The following is a 19,483-nucleotide window of genomic DNA, read 5'->3' as shown; positions in this document are numbered from 1 at the left end:
TCGATTTTCAAAACTATAATCAAATTCCTTGGTTTTTATATGTGGATTTCTTACAATGAAATATAAGAGATATCTTATTTTGTATAGAAGAGGTGTTAGTAGTGGCGAAAATATTAGTTGCAGGGAAAATTCCAGAAATCGGATTAGAATTATTAAAGGATCATGATGTAGAAATGTACGATAAAGAAGAGTTAATTTCTTTAGACGAATTAACAGAGCGTGTAAAAGATAAAGATGCATTGTTAAGCTTACTTTCTACAAAGGTTACGAAAGAAGTTATTGATGCGGCACCTCATTTAAAGATTGTTGCAAACTATGGTGCTGGTTACGACAATATTGATTTCACGTATGCAGGAGAAAAAGGCATTGTGGTATCGAATACACCAAAAGTATCAACTGAAGCGACAGCAGAATTAACATTTGCACTTCTTTTAGCAGCGGCACGTAGAATTCCTGAAGGGGATACGTTATGCCGTACAACTGGATTTAACGGCTGGGCACCATTATTTTTCTTGGGCCGCGAAGTACATGGTAAGACAATTGGAATTATTGGCCTTGGAGAAATCGGGAAGGCAGTTGCAAAGCGTGCGAAAGCATTTGGAATGGATATTTTATATACAGGGCCAAATCGTAAGCCTGAAGCTGAAAGTGAACTGGGAGCAACATATGTAACATTGGAAGAATTATTACAATCAGCGGACTTTATTACAATTAACTGTGCTTATAACCCGAAATTACATCATATGATCGATGAAGAACAGTTTAAAATGATGAAGAAAACAGCATATATTATAAATGCTTCACGTGGACCAATTATGCATGAATTTGCACTTGCTCATGCACTAAAAACAAATGAAATTGAAGGTGCAGCTCTTGATGTGTTTGAATTTGAACCGAAAATTACAGAAGAGCTAAAAGGATTAAAGAATGTGGTGCTTGCTCCTCACGTAGGGAATGCAACATTCGAAACGCGTGATGCAATGGCTGAAATGGCAGTAAGAAATATTTTAGCTATATTAAATGGTGAAGAACCTGTAACACCTGTAAATCAAAAAGTATTAGTTACAAAATAAAGTGAAACTTTAATCAGTGGAGGGATCCATCCACTGATTATTAGCCCTCGCCAACCGGGATACCCTTAAATAGCGAAATAAAAAACCTTCCGAAATACGGAAGGTTTTTTATTTTTCTTTATTCGTTTTTTTAGAAGGTCTTTGTCTAATAAATTGAGATAACATATACAAAATGTATAGTGGAATGGCAATGAATAAGAAAACAGAAATGTTGCCAAAGCTTGTTTGGTACATTGTAATAATAATTCCAACTAAAAATAGTGTAATAATTATGCTATATCGTGGAATTGGTACATCTTTTAAACTTGGGATGCGAATTCGGCTCACCATTAAAAATGCGAACGTTACAAATACTGTAATAAGAACGATTTTTGGAATGGTATGTGAAAATAATGTTAGGAAAGCGACAAGCCCTCCTGCTGCAGTAATCGGAACTCCAGTGAAATATTTCATAGAAGTAGAAGATGGTGTTACATTAAATCGTGCTAAGCGATATGCTCCGAACAGAGGGAATAATCCCGCTATGTATAGTCCAATGATTCCGTAGTTGGAAAAAGATGTGTAATACATTAAAACAGCAGGTGCTGCGCCAAATGTTACAACATCCGCGAGTGAATCAAGCTCTTTTCCCATTTGTGAATCAACGCGTAATAAACGAGCGACACGACCATCAAGACTATCTAACATCATCCCGATCAGTACTAAAATAGCAGCTGATTTATAATATCCTAAAGATGCATAGCCGATTGACAAAAATCCGCTATATAAATTCCCGAGCGTAAATAAGTTTGGAATAGCTGCTCTATACAAAATCTGATCCCTTGCTTTCTGTTATAAATTCTTAATTAGTGTATGAAAGTTTACTTATTTTATCATATCATAAATTTCTTTCTCATACGAAAAAAATTCCCAATTTGTGAAAGATTTGAAGTGTAAGTAAAAAAGAAGCAACTTTTCACAAAGTTGCTTCTTACATTATTCAAATTTCGTTGTCATCGTTCCAGTTTTATATCGATTGTTAGGATCGAACCGTAATAAATCTCCATAAATCAGTTTGTCAGAGAGTTTTAAATCTGTTTTTGCTTTTTCAATATACGGCTGACATAGCGCTACATCTGCCTCTTCACCGGAGCTTTTTTTGTAGCACATATTTTTTGTGTACACATAATCCTCTGTTACAAAACTACCATCGCGCATTACCATAAGAGGATCTTTTTCTTTTATAAATAAGTCAGTTCCAAATTCAACTGATTGATTCGTTTTAATACCAAGTAAATGAAGTAAAGTTGGTTTAATATCAATTTGACCAGATACTTTAGAGATGACTTTTCCTTCTTGGCCAGGCACATGAATAATGAGAGGGACGCGTTGTAATTGCATAGAATCAAACGGTGTAATAGCGTCTTTCCCAAGGAACTGAGCCATAGCTGCATTATGGTTTTCAGAAATGCCGTAATGATCACCATAAATGACAATAACGGAATTATCATATAGTCCTTCGTCTTTCAATTGTTTAATAAATAATTTAAGAGCTTCATCCGTGTAACGAACGGTTGGGAAGTAGCGATTTAAAACACCACTTTCGGAATTAAATTCATCAACATATTGATCTTCTGGATTTAGAAGAAATGGAAAATGGTTTGTTAACGTAATAAATTTCGTATAGAACGGTTGTGGTAAAGATTTTAACTTTGGAATAGATTGCTCAAAGAACTCTTTATCTTTTAATCCCCAACCGACAGACATTTGTTCCGTTCCTACGTAATCATTTAAATTAAAGTAACGATCATATCCAAGCGCAGGATACATTACGTCACGATTCCAAAACGTTTTATCGTTTGAATGGAAGACAGCAGAAGAATATCCGTATTTCTTTAATTGTTCTGGTGTGGCAGTGTATTCATTTGTTGCATGAGTAAAGAATACAGAACCACGGTCTAACGGATAAAGTGAGTTTTCAACGATAAATTCAGCATCGGAAGTTTTACCTTGTCCCGTTTGATGATAGAAGTTATCGAAGTAAAAACTATCTTTTATAAACTCATTTAAAAATGGAGTAATCTCTTTTCCATTTATTTTTTTATTAATAACAAAACTTTGTGTAGATTCCATTGAAATTAAAATTACATTTTTACCTTTTGCAGCTCCAAATAAGTTTTTATAAACTTGCTTATCTTTTGCGTCTGTATAGTTTTTAATTTCAGAGAATCCGTCGCCACTTGCAAATACACGTTCAGCCGAAGATTTAGATTGAAGTGTAATATCAAATAGATGATATGTGTATAAACCTAGATTTTTCACGACAGTTTGACGATCAAATGAGCGTGAGAACATTTGTGGTTTGTAAATAACTGAAACAGTAATTTGCAGTGCCAATAGCGCTGTTACACCACTAAAGAAAGTCCGTTTCTCAGAACGAGAAAGTGGCGCCCTGTCACAAAATGATGGGAATTTACGTGAAATAAACATTAAAATAATTGCATCTGCAAATAAAAGTAATGTTTTGTACGTAAAGAGCTCTTTAATGCTCGTTCCTAAGTCAGCCATATTATTTGTTTGGAATAAAACAGGGAAAGTAACAAAATCGTTATAGAATCCGTAAAACATTGCATTTCCAAATAAAATAAATGACAGTATAAAACTAATTCCAATAATAATTCGGTTTCGGTACTTAGATGCAAGTAAAGCTAAACCGAAAAATAAAAACAATGAAGCTATTGGATTAATAAAAAGCATAAATTCTTCAAAGAAGTTATCAATTTTAATATCAAATGCTAGCTTGTACACAATATATGTTTTAATCCATAATAAAACGACTGCAACGAGTGCAAATCGCAGTTTTGGAAACAAATGTTTTAGCATAATATACTCCTCTCTTACAAGCATGACAGTTCTCGTGAGTTAATTTAAATAAACCTTCACTTTATATATACGAACGGTCCTTTGTTATTATGATTATTATACTATGAGTATCATTATACGAAAATAAAAGAGAGTTGTGGGCTTTTTTTGCAACAATTGAGTAGAAAAAGCGAAGTGGGAGACAATAAAATGGAATTTCTATGTATGATTAATATCAATTGTTAAACATAGAAAGTATCGCGTAATGATACGGAGGTTATAATGAGAAAATTATTATATTTTATAGTATGCATTAGTTTTATCATTTTTTCTTCACCGAGTGTATCAGTAGCACAATATGATGCACCGCTCATAGAAGATGCACTTTATTCTGTGTTATTTCCAAAAATAAATGAAGCGATTGAGAAACAATATGGAAAATTAAAACCGTTTGATTGTCCTAAAATTATTAGTTTAAAAAAACTTTATAGTGGTACATATTTATTTCAAGCAGTAATTGAAATAACGAAATATGAATCAGGAATAGGTGGAAAAGTACTTCCGCCGTTTGAGAAGATAAGTATGACGTTTAACAATGAAGAAGGAGAATGGACTGTTACAAAAATTTCTATAAAGCGCTTACCAGATAACACGAAATTAAACTGTAAAAAAACAATATAAAAAATTGTTTGACAAATAAAATGGTCCTTTGGTATTGTTAATAGCAACAATTAGATGTTTGAAAATTAAATAGACTTACCTCATCTACTCTCAAAGGTAGAGGCCGCGATAGGAAAGAGTAAGCTATGGGAGATTTAGTGGAATCTGTGATCATAGGTTGAAAGGGACTATTGCCGAAATATAAGAATAACCACGTTATTCATATATTGGGACTGCATTGAATAAATGTAGTACTGTCATAATATTTATTTTATGAAGAGCTATTTGGAGATGTTGATGCGGTTTCTTATTTTGAGAAGATAACAACTCGTTTATTTTTTCAATATATATTTTTCCTAATAAGAAACGCGTGTGAACATTGTTCCGCGCGTTTTTTGTCTATCTAAAAGCGTGCTGCAATGAATAGAAGATTGGGGTTATGAGTTTTAGAGGAAATAAGGGAGGAATTCAAATGTATTTACACGGCACAAGCCGAATCAATGGGCAAGGACACTTAGAAATTGGAGGGTGCGATACGACGCAACTAGCAAAACAATACGGAACACCACTTTATGTATACGATGAAGAGTCTATTCGAGGGAAATGTCGTGCGTTTCATCGTGCTTTTAAAGAAAGTGGTTTCTCTTATCAAGTAGCATATGCTAGCAAGGCGTTCTTGTGCATGGAGATGTGCCGAGTAGCTCGTGAAGAAAATATGTCTTTAGACGTTGTCTCTGGAGGAGAATTATATACTGCACTCCAAGCAGGATTTCCGGCATCGCGCATTCATTTTCACGGAAATAATAAAACAGAAGAAGAAATGATTATGGCTCTTCAGGCGAATATTGGTTGTTTTGTGTTAGATAATTTCTTAGAATTAGAAATTTTACATGATTTAGCAGTGCAACATGGGAAATTTGTGAACATATTAATCCGTGTAACGCCTGGAGTAGAGGCACATACACACGAATATATAACAACAGGTCAAGAGGATTCGAAATTTGGGTTTGGTGTTTCAAATGGTCAAGCGATGCAAGCAATTGAGCTAGCTTTGCAAAAATCAAATTATAATGTGCTAGGAATTCACTCGCACATCGGATCGCAAATATTTGAAACGGCTGGTTTTGTTCGAGCAATTGAAGTACTACGTCAATTTTTAGAAGAAGTGAGAGAGCGAACAAACTATGTGGTGAAAGTATTAAATGTCGGCGGAGGTTTCGGTATACGTTATACGGAGTCTGATACACCGTTAACACTTGAAACGTATGTGCACGCTGTAACAAGTACAGTGAGAGAGCAGTTTACATTATGTGAATATCCGCTTCCTGAAATATGGATTGAGCCAGGGCGTAGTATTGTAGGGGATGCGGGAACAACAATTTATACAGTCGGAGCGGTGAAAGAGATTCCAGGCATAAGAAAATATGTTTCAGTCGATGGTGGGATGACAGATAATTTAAGGCCGGCTCTATATGGAGCGCGTTATGAGGCGATATTGGCGAATCGAGGGAATGATGAAAATGAGGAACTTGTTTCGATTGCTGGGAAATGTTGTGAAAGTGGAGATATGCTGATTTGGGATATTAATCTTCCTAAAGTTGCTTCTTCTGATTTACTAGCGATTTCTTGTACAGGGGCATATGGGTACTCGATGGCTAATAATTATAATCGTATTCGTAGACCGGCTGTAGTCTTTGCAAAAGGCGGGACGTCACAAATTGTCGTAGAACGTGAAACATATGAAAATATCATTGGGAACGATCGCATACGTATTAAAGAGCTGGTGTGAATGAGAAAGGAGGAGTTGTCTAGTAAAGGCAGCTCCTTTTAAAAAAGGAAAAATAATTAAATATATCGGAAAACTAGGATTGAAAAAAATCAGAATTGTGATAAAATACAAATACAAAGCTTATCAAGAGAAGCTGAGGGAACTGGCCCTACGAAGCTCGGCAACCTGCTTATAGAAAGCAAGGTGCTAAATCCAGCAAAATGGAATCCATTTTGAAAGATAAGGTAAAATATATTACCGAACAGTCTTTTCGAAATGGGAAAGATTTTTTTTATGAATAAAAAGGGGGGCTGTTTGCGTGAGCGTACGGGAGCATTTTGATGAAGTATCTGAGAAAATTCAAGCGATGCTTGCTGATATGAAATATGGTTCCATTACAATTGTTGTGCAAGATGGAAAAGTGATTCAATTAGAAAAAAGTGAAAAGGTTCGTTTAAAGTAAAAAGCGCTGACTAGAAAAACTAGAGGCGGTTTTAATCTATTTTTAATAGGTTAAAGCCGTCTTTTTGCTTTTACAGGGGGAAAAAACATGTTGACGTACGAAACGTGGAAAGAAAATAGTGTTTCATTTTCTGAAGAAGATGAAACGAAAGGCGCGCTATCCGTATTAAGTTGGGCTTATAACGAATATAAAGATGAAATTGTATATGCATGTAGCTTTGGGGTGGAGGGAATGGTTTTATTGCATCTTATAAACCAAGTAAATCCATCTGCTAAAGTTGTATTTTTGGATACAAATGTTCATTTTCAAGAAACGTACGAATTAATTAAGAAGGTACGCGAGAGATTTCCTTCATTAAATATTATAGAAAAACAGCCAGAACTTACACTCGATGAACAAGCGAAGCTTCATGGAGAGAAGTTATGGGAAAGTAATCCAAATCTCTGCTGTAGTATTAGAAAAATTTTACCGTTAGAAAAATCACTTGCAGCGGAAAAAGCGTGGATATCAGGCTTAAGAAGGGAACAATCAGACACGCGTAAGCATACAAAGTTTATAAATCAAGATCATCGTTTTCAATCTATTAAAGTTTGTCCGCTTATTCATTGGACGTGGAAAGAAGTGTGGCGATATGTATACAAACATAACTTGCCGTATAACCCATTGCATGATATTGGATATCCAAGTATCGGGTGTGAGAAGTGCACGTTACCTGTAGGAGCTGATGGTGATTCAAGAGATGGTAGATGGGCTGGGAAAGTGAAAACCGAATGTGGTATTCATTACCAATAAGGTGAATCTTGAAATAAAGCTAAGAGGGGATATAGAAAATGACTACAATAAACGAATTAATAAACCGTGTAGATGAGACATACGACGTATTACAAATTGAAAAAGAAATTAAACTAGACAATATTGCGTTAAGTGATTTAGAACTGCTAGCGACAGGGGGGTATAGTCCGCTTACTGGTTTTTTAGGGGAAAAAGATTATGATTCGGTCGTAGAAACGCTTCGTTTAGCAAATGGTAGCGTATGGAGTATACCAATCACATTGCCGGTAACAGAGGAAGTAGCAGAGGGACTGAAAGCTGGAGAGGAAGTAAAACTTGTCAACGCCGGAAATGTATATGGTGTTATTCAAATAGAAGATATTTTTGTACCTGATAAAGAAAAAGAAGCGTTACTTGTATATAAAACGACGGATGAAGCTCATCCAGGAGTAAAGAAATTATATGAACGACCAAACGTTTACGTTGGAGGAGCTATTATTCTTACAAAACGTTTTGGGAATAATCCATTTCCTTCTTATCATTTAGATCCGATTGAAACGAGAGAAGAATTTAAAAAACGTGGCTGGAAAACAGTAGTCGGATTTCAAACGAGAAACCCGGTACATCGTGCTCATGAATATATTCAAAAGTCTGCTCTTGAAATTGTAGACGGTCTCTTTTTAAATCCACTTGTTGGGGAAACAAAGTCAGATGATATTCCTGCTGATGTAAGGATGGAAAGCTATGAAGTACTACTTCAAAACTATTATCCGAAAAACCGTGTCTTTTTAGGCGTATTTCCTGCAGCAATGCGTTACGCAGGACCAAGGGAAGCGATATTTCATGCACTAGTAAGAAAGAACTTTGGTTGCACCCACTTTATTGTAGGGCGTGATCATGCTGGGGTAGGGGACTATTACGGAACATATGAAGCGCAGGAAATCTTTACGAATTTTACAGTAGAAGAGTTAGGGATTACGCCGTTATTTTTTGAACATAGTTTTTACTGCACGAAATGTGAAGCAATGGCTTCAACGAAAACATGTCCGCATGGAAAAGAAGACCGTGTCATCTTATCGGGTACGAAAGTACGAGAAATGTTAAGGAATGGTGAGATTCCGCCAAGTACATTTAGTCGTAAAGAAGTAGTGGAAGTGCTAATTAAAGGTTTGAAAAAAGAAGTAGTAACAGAATAGGGAGAGAATGAGATGGATACGAATATTACTTGGCATACAGCTTCTGTTTCAAAAGATGAGAGAAGAGTGAAGAATGGGCATCACAGTTTTGTAGTTTGGTTTACTGGTTTATCAGCTTCGGGTAAATCTACAGTAGCGAATGCGGTTGCTCGCAAACTGTTTGAAAAGAATATCGGAAATTATGTGCTAGATGGGGATAATATTCGCCAAGGTTTAAATAAAGATTTAGGTTTTTCTGAAAGTGATCGCATGGAAAATATAAGACGTATTGGTGAAGTGGCGAAGTTATTTGTAGATCAAGGAACTGTTGTCCTTACAGCGTTTATTTCACCATTTCGAGTAGACCGAAAACAAGTTAGGGAACTATTAGCTGCAGATGAGTTTATAGAAGTGTTTGTAAAATGTCCAATTGAAGAGTGTGAGAAACGTGATCCGAAAGGACTTTATAAAAAGGCGAGAAAAGGTGATATTAAAGAGTTTACAGGTATCGATTCACCGTATGAGGAACCAAAACAAGCAGAATTAATTGTAGAAACGCACAAGTATTCTATTGAAGAATGTGCAGAGCAAATTGTGAAGTACTTACAAGAGCGTAGTTTTATATAGGGGGATAAAAGATGAGTTATGAAAAAGTGTGGGCTAATAATGAAAAATTAAATCAAACAGAGAAAAAGAAATTAGAGACAGACGGATTAGAAATCTTTAATGATATTCCTTACTATGCGGAGAATGGATTTGAATCTATTCCGAAAGAAGAGTGGGACGCCTTTAAATGGGCGGGATTGTATTTGCAACGACCGAAAGAAGCGGGCTATTTTATGATGCGTGTCAATATTCCTTCTGGGATTATTACAAATGCGCAGGCAGAGGTGCTAGCTTCCATCGCTGAAGATTATGGGCGTGATGTGTTAGATATTACGACAAGACAGGCGATTCAGTTTCATTGGCTAGAAATTGGGCAAATTCCGGATATTTTTAAAAGATTAGCGAGAGTTGGTTTGTCTTCAGCGGGGGCATGCGGTGATATTACGCGTAATATTACAGGTAATCCACTTGCTGGAATTGATGCGAATGAACTATTTGATACAACATCGATTGTTAAAGAAATATACGATTACTTCCAACATAATGAAGAGTTTTCTAATCTACCACGTAAATTTAAAATGTCTATTAGTTCTAACATTTATAATTCAGCAAATGCAGAGATTAACTGTGTGGCATTTACACCTGCTACGAAAGAAATAGATGGTGAGAAAAAAGTTGGTTTTCACATAAAAGTAGGCGGAGGCTTATCAGCTCGTCCGTACTTAGCGGAAGAATTAGATGCATTCGTTTTACCAGAAGAAGTGAAGGCAGTATCGATTGCAATTGCTACTATATTCCGTGATTTTGGATATCGTGAAAAACGCCACTTAGCACGCTTGAAATTTCTTGTCGCTGACTGGGGCGCTGAGAAATTTCAAGAGAAACTAGTAGAATACACAGGCCCATTGCAAAGTAAAGGGGAAAGTGCTCTCGAAGGCTGGAATGCAGGATACTTTTATGGCGTTCAAGATCAAAAACAAGAAGGATTAAAGTATGTCGGCTTTAATGTACCAGTAGGACGTTTACATGCAGAGGAAATGTTTGAGATTGCAAGAATTGCAAAGAAATATGGAAACGGGCAAATTCGAACTTGTAACTCTCAAAATTTTATTATTCCGAATATTCCGCCAGGAAATGTTGCTGGATTATTAAGTGAACCGTTGTTTGAAGCGATTTCTGCAAATCCGAAATCATTTATTGGTCATGCGGTTTCATGTACTGGTATTGAGTACTGCAATCTTGCGTTAGTAGAAACGAAAGAAAGATTACGCAAAATCGCAGAGTACTTAGATACACAAATTGCACTCGATGTTCCAGTTCGAATTCATATGGTAGGATGCCCGAACTCCTGTGGTCAACGTCAAATTGCTGATATTGGTTTGCAAGGGGTAAAACTGAAAACGAAGGAAAAGGGAATCGTTGAGGCGTTTGAAATATATGTGGGCGGAACGCTATTAGACGGAGGAGCATATAACGAAAAATTAAAAGGGAAAATAGATGGAGAAGATTTGCCGGATGTTCTCGTGTCCTTTTTAAGTTATTTCCAAAAGAATAAATTACTAGCCGAAACGTTTTATGATTTCGTCGGACGTGTTGGAGTGGAAGAATTACAAATTGTACTAAACCAAGTAGTAGAAGAAGTAATAGCGTCTTAGGAGGGACAATATGGATTTATATCGATTTGAAGCTGTATTAGTGAATAGTGTTGTTCCAATAGTCGTTGTTGCTCAAAGTGAAGAGCAAGCATTTAAGCTTGCGGAGATAGAACTTGAAAAATACTTTTTACCGCTACCAGAAGTGAAGGAACTCTCTTTATATGAAAAAAAGAAGATTCGAAAAGGGGCGGCATTTGTTATTCATGAGTAGAGAACATGTAATACGAAATAATAGTAACTTCCATTCGTGATGAAGAGTGGAAGTTTCATTTTATAGTAGAAATGAGGAGAGATGATGGGGAAGGTTTATATCGTCGGGGCGGGTCCTGGTGATCCGGATTTAATTACTGTTAAAGGGTTGAGATGCATCGAGAAGGCTGATGTTATTTTGTACGACCGTCTCGTAAATAAAGAATTGCTTTCTTATGCAAAGCCTGAAGCGGATTTAATTTATTGCGGGAAACTCCCGAATTATCACACGATGAAGCAAGAGACAATTAACACATTTCTTATTAAATATGCGAAAAAAGGAAAAGTTGTAACGAGGCTTAAGGGCGGAGATCCATTTGTATTTGGAAGAGGTGGAGAAGAAGCTGAAGCGTTAGCGAAGCAAAGTATCCCATTTGAAATTATTCCTGGTATTTCAGCTGGTATAGCAGCTCCTGCTTACGCTGGAATTCCAGTAACGCACCGCGATGCAAGTGCAAGTTTTGCTGTTGTGACAGGGCACCGGAAAGAAGGGGCTGCAGAGGAAGTGAAGTGGGAAAGTTTAGCGAAAGGTGTAGATACATTAGCGGTCTATATGGGGGTTAGTAATTTACCTTACATATGTGAACAACTAATAAAACATGGGAAAGATCAAAGTACACCTGCCGCTATCATTGAGTGGGGAACGACATCTATGCAGCGTACTGTTACAGCGACGTTAGGAACAATTGTAGATGTTGCCAAAAAAGAACAAATTCAAAATCCGAGTATGATTGTTATTGGGGAAGTTGTCCGTTTTAGAGAAAAGATACATTGGTTTGAGAAACAAACGGAAAATGCATATCAAGTAAGCGGAGTATTGTAAAATGAAGGCTGTTATATATATATGTCATGGAAGTCGTTTGAAAGCAGCAAAAGAAGAAGCGGTTGCATTTATTACGTCATGTATGAACCGTGTAGAGGCAAATATTCAAGAAATTTGTTTTTTAGAGCTAGCGAATCCTTCTATTGAAGAAGGATTTCGTACATGTGTGAAGCGTGGTGCTACAGAGATTGTCGCTATTCCTGTTTTTTTATTAGCGGCAGGACATGTAAAGAAAGATATTCCGCTTGAATTACGAAAGTTAAACGAGGAATATCCGGATATCAAAATAGTGTATGGTAATCCATTTGGTGTATCAGAAGTGCTTGTAAAAGCGGTATATAACGGAAGTGGCATTAAAGACTATGAAGAAGAAGTAACACTTTTGCTTGTTGCAAGAGGGAGTAGTGATCCGGAAACTTTACAAGACATAAAGTGGATTTCTTCTTTATTTCAAAAAGAAGAGAACATTAAAGAGGTGGAAGTTTGTTATTTAGCAGCCGCGGAGCCGAAGTTTGATGAGAAGTTGAAAGAAATTGTAGAACAAAAAGAACGGAACATTGTTGTGGTGCCTTACTTATTATTTACAGGATTACTCATGAAACATGTTGAGAAAGAAGTGCGTCAATATGAGTCGGAAGAGATAAAAATAAGTCCATATTTAGGAAATAATGTAGCGTTTCGAGAGATGTTAATTCAGAAAACAGAGGAAATATTGAAGGGAGATCAATATGTATCCACTTACAGTGCGAGTTGATAAGAAACGTGTTGTTGTCATTGGTGGAGGGAAAGTAGCAGGGTTTAAAATTATTCCTTTACTAAAACAAGGTGCGGATATTGTTGTGGTAAGTACAGAATTAGATGCAAATTTAGTGAAACTTGTAGAAGAAAAGAAAATTCGTTGGTATCAAAGAGAGTATAAGAAACGTGATATTAAAGATGCTTTTTTAGTAGTTGCAGCGACTAGCGATTCGGTATTAAATGAACGAATTGCTGAAGATGCCTCGGTAAATCAATTGGTAAATGTTATTACGAATCCGGAAAGTGGAAATGTTCATTTTCCGGCGGCAATTCATCGTGGACTACTTAATGTAGCTGTTTCTACTGGAGGGGCAAGTCCGAAACTTGCAAAAAAAATTCGTGATGATATCGCAAATAAATATGATGAGAAGTATGAATCGTATCTTGATTTTTTATATGAAGTTAGAATAAAAGTGAAAGAATTACAAGTAGAGAAAAGGCAGAAAAATATATTATTACAAGAAGTATTAAAGTCTATATATGTTCAAAATGAACAAAAGAGAGAACTCTTTTTACAAGAATTAGAGGGAAAAGTTCATATAGGATAGTAAATAAAGAGAAACTTTAATCAGTGAGGTGTCTAGCACCCACTATTTATGAGTCCTCACCACTCGGGGGAAATTGTACTTTACAACTATAAGAATATAATTTATAATCACAAGTAACTTCAAAAGATGAAATCGATGAGCAAGAAGAGTACGTATATTTGATGCGTTCAGAGAGCTGGGGTAAGGTGTGAGCCCGGTACGATAAAATATACAGAATGGGCTTGCGAGAGGTATGCTGAACATTGCAGTAGGCAACCCGGGTTCCGCCGTTAAAAGGATAGGGTATCGGAATTTTCCTGTACTTGAACAAGTGGGATTTATCAATCCAATTGAGGTGGTACCACGGTATTTATATTACATATATCGTCCTCTACATGCATATTTGCGTGTAGGGGACTTTTTTATTTTCTAAAGGAGGTGTGCGAGTATGAAATGAAAGTGTATAATTAATAAAAATTACAATATTCAGAAAAGGAGAAATTATGATGAAAGAAACACAGCAATGGACGTCGAAAATTGGCTTTGTACTCGCAGCAGCGGGAGCCGCAGTAGGTCTTGGGGCAATATGGAAGTTTCCATATGTTGCAGGTAATGGCGGAGGAGGCGCATTCTTCCTTGTATTCTTACTATTAACTATATTTATTGGTATGCCTCTTCTTGTAGCTGAATTTGTTATTGGCCGTAGTACTCAAAAAGAGGCAGTTACAGCTTATAAAGTATTAGTACCAAATAGCAAGTTATATCCTTGGATTGGTCGTATGGGGGTTGTTACTTGTTTTAGCGTACTATCTTTTTATAGTGTTGTAGGTGGATGGATTTTACTTTATTTATACTATAGTGTCACAGGTAGTTTCTGGAACGGAGTAGTCGATTATGGACAATTGTTTGCTGAAACAATTTCAAATCCAGTAAGTGCGATTGGGGCGCAATTCATCTTTATGCTTTGTACCATTTTTGTTGTTAGTAAAGGTGTGGAAAAAGGCATAGAAAAAGCAAGTAAGTACATGATGCCGCTATTATTCATTTTATTTATTGCTATCATTATTCGTGCGTTAACACTTGATGGTGCTATGGCTGGGGTAGAGTTCTTCTTAAAACCAGATTTTTCAAAGCTTACAGCAGATACGATTTTATATGCGATGGGACAATCTTTCTTCTCACTAACGGTAGGTGCCTCGGTAATGGTAACGTATAGTTCGTATTTAAAGAAAGAAGAGCATTTAGCTAAATCAGCAACATCTATTGTAAGTTTAACTGTATTTGTTACAGTACTTGCAGGATTAGCGATTTTTCCGGCGATTTTCGCATTAGGAGTTAAACCGACAGAAGGACCAGGGCTACTGTTTATCGTTCTTCCTGCTGTCTTTGCGAAAATTCCATTTGGACAATTTTTCTTCATTATGTTTTTAGTTTTATTCTTCTTTGCGACTTTAACATCTGCGATTTCAATGCTTGAAATTGTAGTAGCATCTGTTGCGAAAGATAATGAGAAGAAGCGTCCGTCAGCTTCGTTATTAATTGGTATTCTTATTTTTGCAGTTGGAATTCCATCAGCGTTATCGTTTGGAATTATGAGTGATGTGAAAATATTTGGTAAGACATTCTTTGATTTCGTCGATTTTTCGGTAAGTAATGTGTTACTGCCACTCGGAGTACTAGCCATTTCGCTATTCGTACCAAATAAAATGAGTAAAGAGTTATTAATGAAAGAATTAGAAGTTACGGAAACGAAAGGGAAAACATTATTTAACATTTGGTTCTTCTTACTTCGTTATGTTATTCCGGTAACTGTAATTATCGTATTTTTAAATGCGATAGGCGTATTTAAAATGTTTGCATAATAAAAAGGCGGAGATCTCTCCGTCTTTTTATTATGTTGTAGAAGTATTTAATAAGCGATTATATGCTTTATAAGCTGTGACAACGGCGATAAATGATCCAATTAAAAATAACGCTGAGCCGCCGAATGTAAATAACCGGCCGATGTATGTTTCTCTAGCTTCTTCTATTTCTTCTTGCAATTGTGTATTCATATTTACCACCCCGCAAAATATAGGCATTTAGTTGTAGTTTATGTGAAATGCCTAAAAAGTGTGAAATGGTAGTAAAAAAACTCGGTATGCACCGAGTTTTTTATAATCCAATATAAGGAGATGGATCGACAGCGTTTGTCTTACCGACATTCCATTCTCCAAGGTGAAGTTCGAAGTGTAAATGTTGTCCGAAAGATTGGCCAGTATTTCCCATAAACCCAAGTTGATCACCTTGTTTTACAGTTTGTCCATTAGATACAGAACGGCTACTCATATGTGCATACACTGTCGTATATGTTTTTCCGTTAACACGGTGAGATAAGTAAACAACGTTTCCGTAACTAGAGGATAATTCTGAACGGATAACAACGCCATCTGCAGCGGCAATAATTGGAACTGTTCCCGGAGCTGCGATATCGATTCCTTTATGGTTATCTAAAGAACGTGTGCCGAATCCAGAAGTTTTTGATCCAGCCGCTGGTTTAATAAATCCACCTTTGTTCGTATCTTGCAGTGTTGGTGCGGATTGTGTGCTTTCTTTAGCAGAAGCGGCGGCTTGTTTTTTTGCTTCCTCAGCCTTGCGTGCCTCTTCCGCTTTCCGAGCTTCTTCCGCACGTTTTTCTTCTTCAATTGCTTTTTGAACAGCTTGACGCTGGTTTTCTAAAATACCTTGTGACTCTTCTAATCCTTCAATCTCGGAATCTACTTTTGATACTTTCGTATGTAGATCTTTAATAAGAGTTTGTTGCTGTTGTTGATTACTTTGTAACTCTTGTTGTTTTTGTTCTAATTTTTGTTCAGATTCTTTCAGTTGTTGCTCTTTTTTCTCAACAGCCTCTTTTTCGGTCGTCACAGCATCTTGATCACTTGTTTGCTTTTTTACAATATCTGTATCGTTATTTAAAATTAAACTTACAGAATACATATTATCAACAAGATCGGCAATATTTGCAGAACTTGTTATTACTTCTGTAATGATACTCGTACGAGGCTTTTCTTGCATAGATTGTAGTCGTTGTTTAATAACTTCCTGCCGTGTATCTATGTTCGTTTGTAATTGCTCTATATGTTTCTTTTTTTCAGTAATTGCTTGCTGCGTTTTGCTAATTTCTTTTTTTGTATCGTTTAATTCAGCTTCGTTTTTATTAATAGAAGTAGTTAATTCGTCGATTTTTTTTTGTAATTCCTGGATTTCTTTTTCTATTTGTTCTTTCTCAGCTGATTTATTTTGTAAGTCATTTTGTTTGCCTTCTAATTCGGATTGAATATTAGATAATTTATTTTCATTCGTTTCAGCGTATACGGGTGAAAGTAATGGGGAAACGAAAATCGTTCCAGCTGCTAAAACACTAAATGCTGCAAATTTCTTTTTCATTGTTGTCTTGCTCCTTTCCCTATGAATGTATATATCATAAGAAGAAGAAGGGTGTCTATCGTTGTAATCATAATGTAAAGAAAACTTTATAAATTTGCTAAATTTTGTCGGAATTTATTATCTTTTCGTATTGTTTGTCATGAAGTTAAATTTTTGCATGCATACAAAAATGTACTATTTTCTATTTTGTTCTAAAAAAAACATGGAAAATGATGGAGTTTTCGATGGTGAAACATTACTTTGAAAACCTATAAATCACTAGTGAGGAATCGTTCTCATGTGAGGTTTTCTGACATGAGTTTTGTTTTTGTCAACAAAATTATTTGCATTCGGGCAAACTTATTTTGTTGTCAGATTTTAAATTTTGATTTATGATTTTTAACAGGGACAAAATGTAGTGAATTGTCGAATAATATGTAATACTCTTAATTTCATGTTTTATAGAGATAGAATGAGAGATAGAGTGACACATCGAAGAGGGGGTTACCACAAGTATGAAAAGAATAGGACTTGCATGGCAAATTTTAATAGGACTTGCGCTTGGTATTGCAGTTGGGGCGATTTTCTTTGGCAATCAGGAAGTGGTGAAGTACTTACAACCAATTGGTGATATTTTCATCCGATTGATTAAAATGATTGTTGTACCGATTGTTGTAGCAAGTATTGTTGTTGGCGTTGCTGGTGTTGGCGATGTTAAGAAATTAGGCCGACTAGGCGGAAAAACAATTCTTTACTTTGAAATTATTACAACGATTGCAATTGTTGTTGGTCTATTAATAGCGAACATTTTCCAACCTGGAAAAGGCGTTGATATGGATAAATTGACGAAAACAGATATTTCAAAATATACAGCTACGACAGAGCAAGTACAAAGTCATTCGTTCGCGGATACGTTTGTAAATATTGTTCCGACGAACATTATGAAATCATTAGCTGAAGGTGATATGCTTGCTATTATCTTCTTCTCAGTATTATTTGGTTTAGGTGTAGCAGCGATTGGTGAGCGTGGTAAACCAGTGCTACAATTTTTCCAAGGTGTAGCAGATGCAATGTTTTATGTAACAAACCAAGTTATGAAGTTTGCACCATTTGGTGTATTCGCATTAATTGGTGTTACAGTTTCTACATTCGGATTAGCTTCTTTAATTCCATTAGGAAAATTACTCATTGTAGTATACGGAGCAATGATCTTCTTCGTTGTAGTTGTATTAGGACTTACAGCGAAAATATTCGGTATTAACATTTTCCAATTCTTTAAAATTTTAAAAGACGAGCTGATCTTAGCGTACTCTACAGCAAGTTCAGAAACAGTTTTACCGAAAATTATGGAGAAAATGGAGAAATTCGGTTGTCCGAAAGCAATTACGTCTTTCGTTATTCCGACAGGTTATTCATTTAACTTAGATGGATCAACTTTATATCAAGCAATTGCGGCAATTTTCTTAGCTCAAATGTACGGTATTGAATTATCCATTACACAACAAATTACATTATTACTTGTATTAATGGTTACATCAAAAGGTATCGCGGGTGTACCGGGCGTATCATTCGTTGTATTATTAGCAACACTTGGTACAGTAGGTATTCCAGCTGAAGGTTTAGCGTTTATTGCAGGTATTGACCGTATTCTAGATATGGCTCGTACAGCAGTTAACGTTGTAGGTAACTCTTTAGCGGCTGTAGTTATGTCTAAGTGGGAAGGTCAATATGACGCTGAAAAAGGACAAGCCTATTTAAAAGAGATATCTGAAAAGGGTCAAGCGGCTTAATTATGATTTGAAAAGCTCTCACATATTATGTGAGAGCTTTTCTGTATGTAGAAGAGGAGAGAAAGTTATGAAACGTAAGTACGGTGATGGTTCTACGTGGAAGCGATTAATAGAGAAGACATACACAGTAAAACAAGCTGAAGCAGGTATGTTAGGAATATTGGATATAAAAAAGGTGAGAGAGCCTAGTTATAAAGAATACAATAGTAAAGAGCTTTGCATTGCAGGTGATGGGTATACATGGATGCAATATTTTATAAACGGGAAAAACTTTGCAATTACAGCTATGTTAGACAATCAAAAACAATTAGTACAATATTATATCGACGTGACGAAAGAATATAAAATAGACGAGCGTGGTTTACCTTATTTTGATGATTTATATTTAGATGTAGTATTGTTACCAAACGGTGAGATTTATGTATTGGATGAAGAGGAGTTAGAGGATGCCTATAAAATTGGTGATGTTACAAAGGAAGAATATGAGTTAGCATGGAATACAACAAAATGGATTATCGCGACGATAAAAAATAGAAAATTTTATTGGATCTCAATATTGGATAAAGAAATCGAAAAGTTAAAATGATTGGTTTATTCATATTTTTGTATAATTACCAAAAAAATCTATACAAAAAATAATTGACTTTTGTTTTGTAAGCGAGTAAAGTTAGGAAAGAAATTATTATTAAAAAATAAATATGAAACCTTCTTATAAAGAGAGGCGGAGGGACTGGCCCTACGATGCCTCGGCAGCGGACTCGATTTCAGAGTGCTGTGCCAAATCCAGCAAGCATGTGCTTGAAAGATGAGAAGAGTGTTTCTTATAGATGTATAAGACCTCTTCTCGTTGGAAGAGGTCTTTTGTTGTTTATTAGA

19 protein-coding genes, 3 riboswitches and 1 other annotated feature are annotated in these 19,483 nt (G+C 35.9%); of the genes, 15 read left to right on the top strand and 4 right to left on the bottom strand.

The features are described from left to right. Nucleotides 1-101: 101 nt before the first annotated feature. Nucleotides 102-1,073, top strand: a complete 972-nt coding sequence (locus MKX77_RS17030) for a 2-hydroxyacid dehydrogenase family protein (protein WP_215555717.1) — start codon at nucleotides 102-104, stop codon at nucleotides 1,071-1,073. 108 nt (nucleotides 1,074-1,181) lie between these two features. On the opposite strand, the gene pssA is transcribed toward MKX77_RS17030, so the two are convergent. Next, on the bottom strand, nucleotides 1,182-1,883 hold the full coding sequence (gene pssA / locus MKX77_RS17025; protein ID WP_215555718.1) for a CDP-diacylglycerol--serine O-phosphatidyltransferase: 702 nt from the start codon (nucleotides 1,881-1,883) through the stop codon (nucleotides 1,182-1,184). 165 nt (nucleotides 1,884-2,048) lie between these two features. Next, nucleotides 2,049-3,935, bottom strand: a complete 1,887-nt coding sequence (locus tag MKX77_RS17020) for an LTA synthase family protein (protein WP_341307292.1) — start codon at nucleotides 3,933-3,935, stop codon at nucleotides 2,049-2,051. 261 nt (nucleotides 3,936-4,196) lie between these two features. Here MKX77_RS17020 and MKX77_RS17015 point away from each other — a divergent pair, with 261 nt between their 5' ends. The 12 genes from MKX77_RS17015 (at nucleotide 4,197) to MKX77_RS16960 (ending at nucleotide 15,271) form a co-directional block, all read left to right on the top strand. Beyond that, on the top strand, nucleotides 4,197-4,595 hold the full coding sequence (locus MKX77_RS17015; RefSeq protein WP_341307291.1) for a DUF3888 domain-containing protein: 399 nt from the start codon (nucleotides 4,197-4,199) through the stop codon (nucleotides 4,593-4,595). Nucleotides 4,596-4,684: 89 nt separating this feature from the next. Further along, nucleotides 4,685-4,866, top strand: a riboswitch (Lysine riboswitch). Between the two features lie 180 nt (nucleotides 4,867-5,046). After that, nucleotides 5,047-6,363, top strand: coding sequence for a diaminopimelate decarboxylase (gene lysA, locus MKX77_RS17010; protein WP_341307290.1), 1,317 nt, complete (start codon nucleotides 5,047-5,049; stop codon nucleotides 6,361-6,363). 117 nt (nucleotides 6,364-6,480) lie between these two features. Further along, nucleotides 6,481-6,589: riboswitch (SAM riboswitch) on the top strand. 72 nt (nucleotides 6,590-6,661) lie between these two features. Beyond that, a complete protein-coding gene (locus tag MKX77_RS17005) occupies nucleotides 6,662-6,805 on the top strand; it encodes a YezD family protein (protein ID WP_000116159.1) in 144 nt (47 codons plus the stop codon). Nucleotides 6,806-6,892: 87 nt separating this feature from the next. Continuing rightward, nucleotides 6,893-7,597 (top strand): phosphoadenylyl-sulfate reductase, encoded by a 705-nt coding sequence (locus MKX77_RS17000; RefSeq protein WP_341307289.1) that lies wholly within the window; start codon nucleotides 6,893-6,895, stop codon nucleotides 7,595-7,597. 38 nt (nucleotides 7,598-7,635) lie between these two features. Beyond that, nucleotides 7,636-8,772, top strand: a complete 1,137-nt coding sequence (gene sat, locus MKX77_RS16995; protein WP_341307288.1) for a sulfate adenylyltransferase — start codon at nucleotides 7,636-7,638, stop codon at nucleotides 8,770-8,772. Nucleotides 8,773-8,784: 12 nt separating this feature from the next. Next, on the top strand, nucleotides 8,785-9,378 hold the full coding sequence (gene cysC, locus MKX77_RS16990; protein ID WP_002011691.1) for an adenylyl-sulfate kinase: 594 nt from the start codon (nucleotides 8,785-8,787) through the stop codon (nucleotides 9,376-9,378). An 11-nt stretch (nucleotides 9,379-9,389) separates the two neighbouring features. Next, on the top strand, nucleotides 9,390-11,012 hold the full coding sequence (locus tag MKX77_RS16985) for a nitrite/sulfite reductase (RefSeq protein ID WP_341307287.1): 1,623 nt from the start codon (nucleotides 9,390-9,392) through the stop codon (nucleotides 11,010-11,012). Nucleotides 11,013-11,022: 10 nt separating this feature from the next. After that, the gene (locus tag MKX77_RS16980; RefSeq protein ID WP_341307286.1) at nucleotides 11,023-11,223 is read left to right on the top strand and encodes a DUF3906 family protein; all 201 of its coding nucleotides are present in this window, start codon (nucleotides 11,023-11,025) and stop codon (nucleotides 11,221-11,223) included. Between the two features lie 84 nt (nucleotides 11,224-11,307). After that, nucleotides 11,308-12,084, top strand: a complete 777-nt coding sequence (gene cobA / locus MKX77_RS16975) for a uroporphyrinogen-III C-methyltransferase (protein ID WP_341307285.1) — start codon at nucleotides 11,308-11,310, stop codon at nucleotides 12,082-12,084. A 1-nt stretch (nucleotide 12,085) separates the two neighbouring features. Further along, nucleotides 12,086-12,838, top strand: a complete 753-nt coding sequence (locus tag MKX77_RS16970; protein WP_341307284.1) for a sirohydrochlorin chelatase — start codon at nucleotides 12,086-12,088, stop codon at nucleotides 12,836-12,838. Beyond that, complete coding sequence (locus MKX77_RS16965; protein WP_341307283.1) at nucleotides 12,813-13,430, top strand: NAD(P)-binding protein; 618 nt, start codon at nucleotides 12,813-12,815, stop codon at nucleotides 13,428-13,430. The genes MKX77_RS16970 and MKX77_RS16965 overlap by 26 nt, the downstream gene beginning before the upstream one ends. Before the next feature lie 126 nt (nucleotides 13,431-13,556). Next, nucleotides 13,557-13,804, top strand: a binding site (T-box leader). A 111-nt stretch (nucleotides 13,805-13,915) separates the two neighbouring features. Further along, nucleotides 13,916-15,271 carry a sodium-dependent transporter gene (locus MKX77_RS16960; protein ID WP_341307282.1) on the top strand — a complete coding sequence of 452 codons (1,356 nt, stop codon included), beginning with the start codon at nucleotides 13,916-13,918 and terminating at the stop codon, nucleotides 15,269-15,271. A 30-nt stretch (nucleotides 15,272-15,301) separates the two neighbouring features. Here the strand turns inward: MKX77_RS16960 and MKX77_RS16955 are convergent, their stop codons facing one another. Next, a complete protein-coding gene (locus tag MKX77_RS16955; RefSeq protein WP_002158647.1) occupies nucleotides 15,302-15,463 on the bottom strand; it encodes a hypothetical protein in 162 nt (53 codons plus the stop codon). A gap of 100 nt (nucleotides 15,464-15,563) precedes the next feature. Beyond that, nucleotides 15,564-16,838, bottom strand: coding sequence for a murein hydrolase activator EnvC family protein (locus MKX77_RS16950; RefSeq protein ID WP_341307281.1), 1,275 nt, complete (start codon nucleotides 16,836-16,838; stop codon nucleotides 15,564-15,566). Nucleotides 16,839-17,332: 494 nt separating this feature from the next. Between MKX77_RS16950 and gltP the strand changes: the two genes are divergently transcribed. Next, entirely contained in the window at nucleotides 17,333-18,607 is a 1,275-nt protein-coding gene (gltP, locus tag MKX77_RS16945) for a glutamate/aspartate:proton symporter GltP (protein WP_002158645.1), read from the top strand. 67 nt (nucleotides 18,608-18,674) lie between these two features. Further along, complete coding sequence (locus MKX77_RS16940) at nucleotides 18,675-19,193, top strand: DUF402 domain-containing protein (RefSeq protein ID WP_341307280.1); 519 nt, start codon at nucleotides 18,675-18,677, stop codon at nucleotides 19,191-19,193. A 120-nt stretch (nucleotides 19,194-19,313) separates the two neighbouring features. Continuing rightward, a riboswitch (SAM riboswitch) is annotated at nucleotides 19,314-19,419 on the top strand. Nucleotides 19,420-19,483: the final 64 nt, after the last annotated feature.

Source organism: Bacillus sp. FSL R9-9410, assembly GCF_038050385.1.
Taxonomy (GTDB): domain Bacteria; phylum Bacillota; class Bacilli; order Bacillales; family Bacillaceae_G; genus Bacillus_A; species Bacillus_A cereus_U.
Note: the sequence above shows the minus strand (reverse complement) of the source record. Positions and strands in the feature narration are given on the sequence as shown.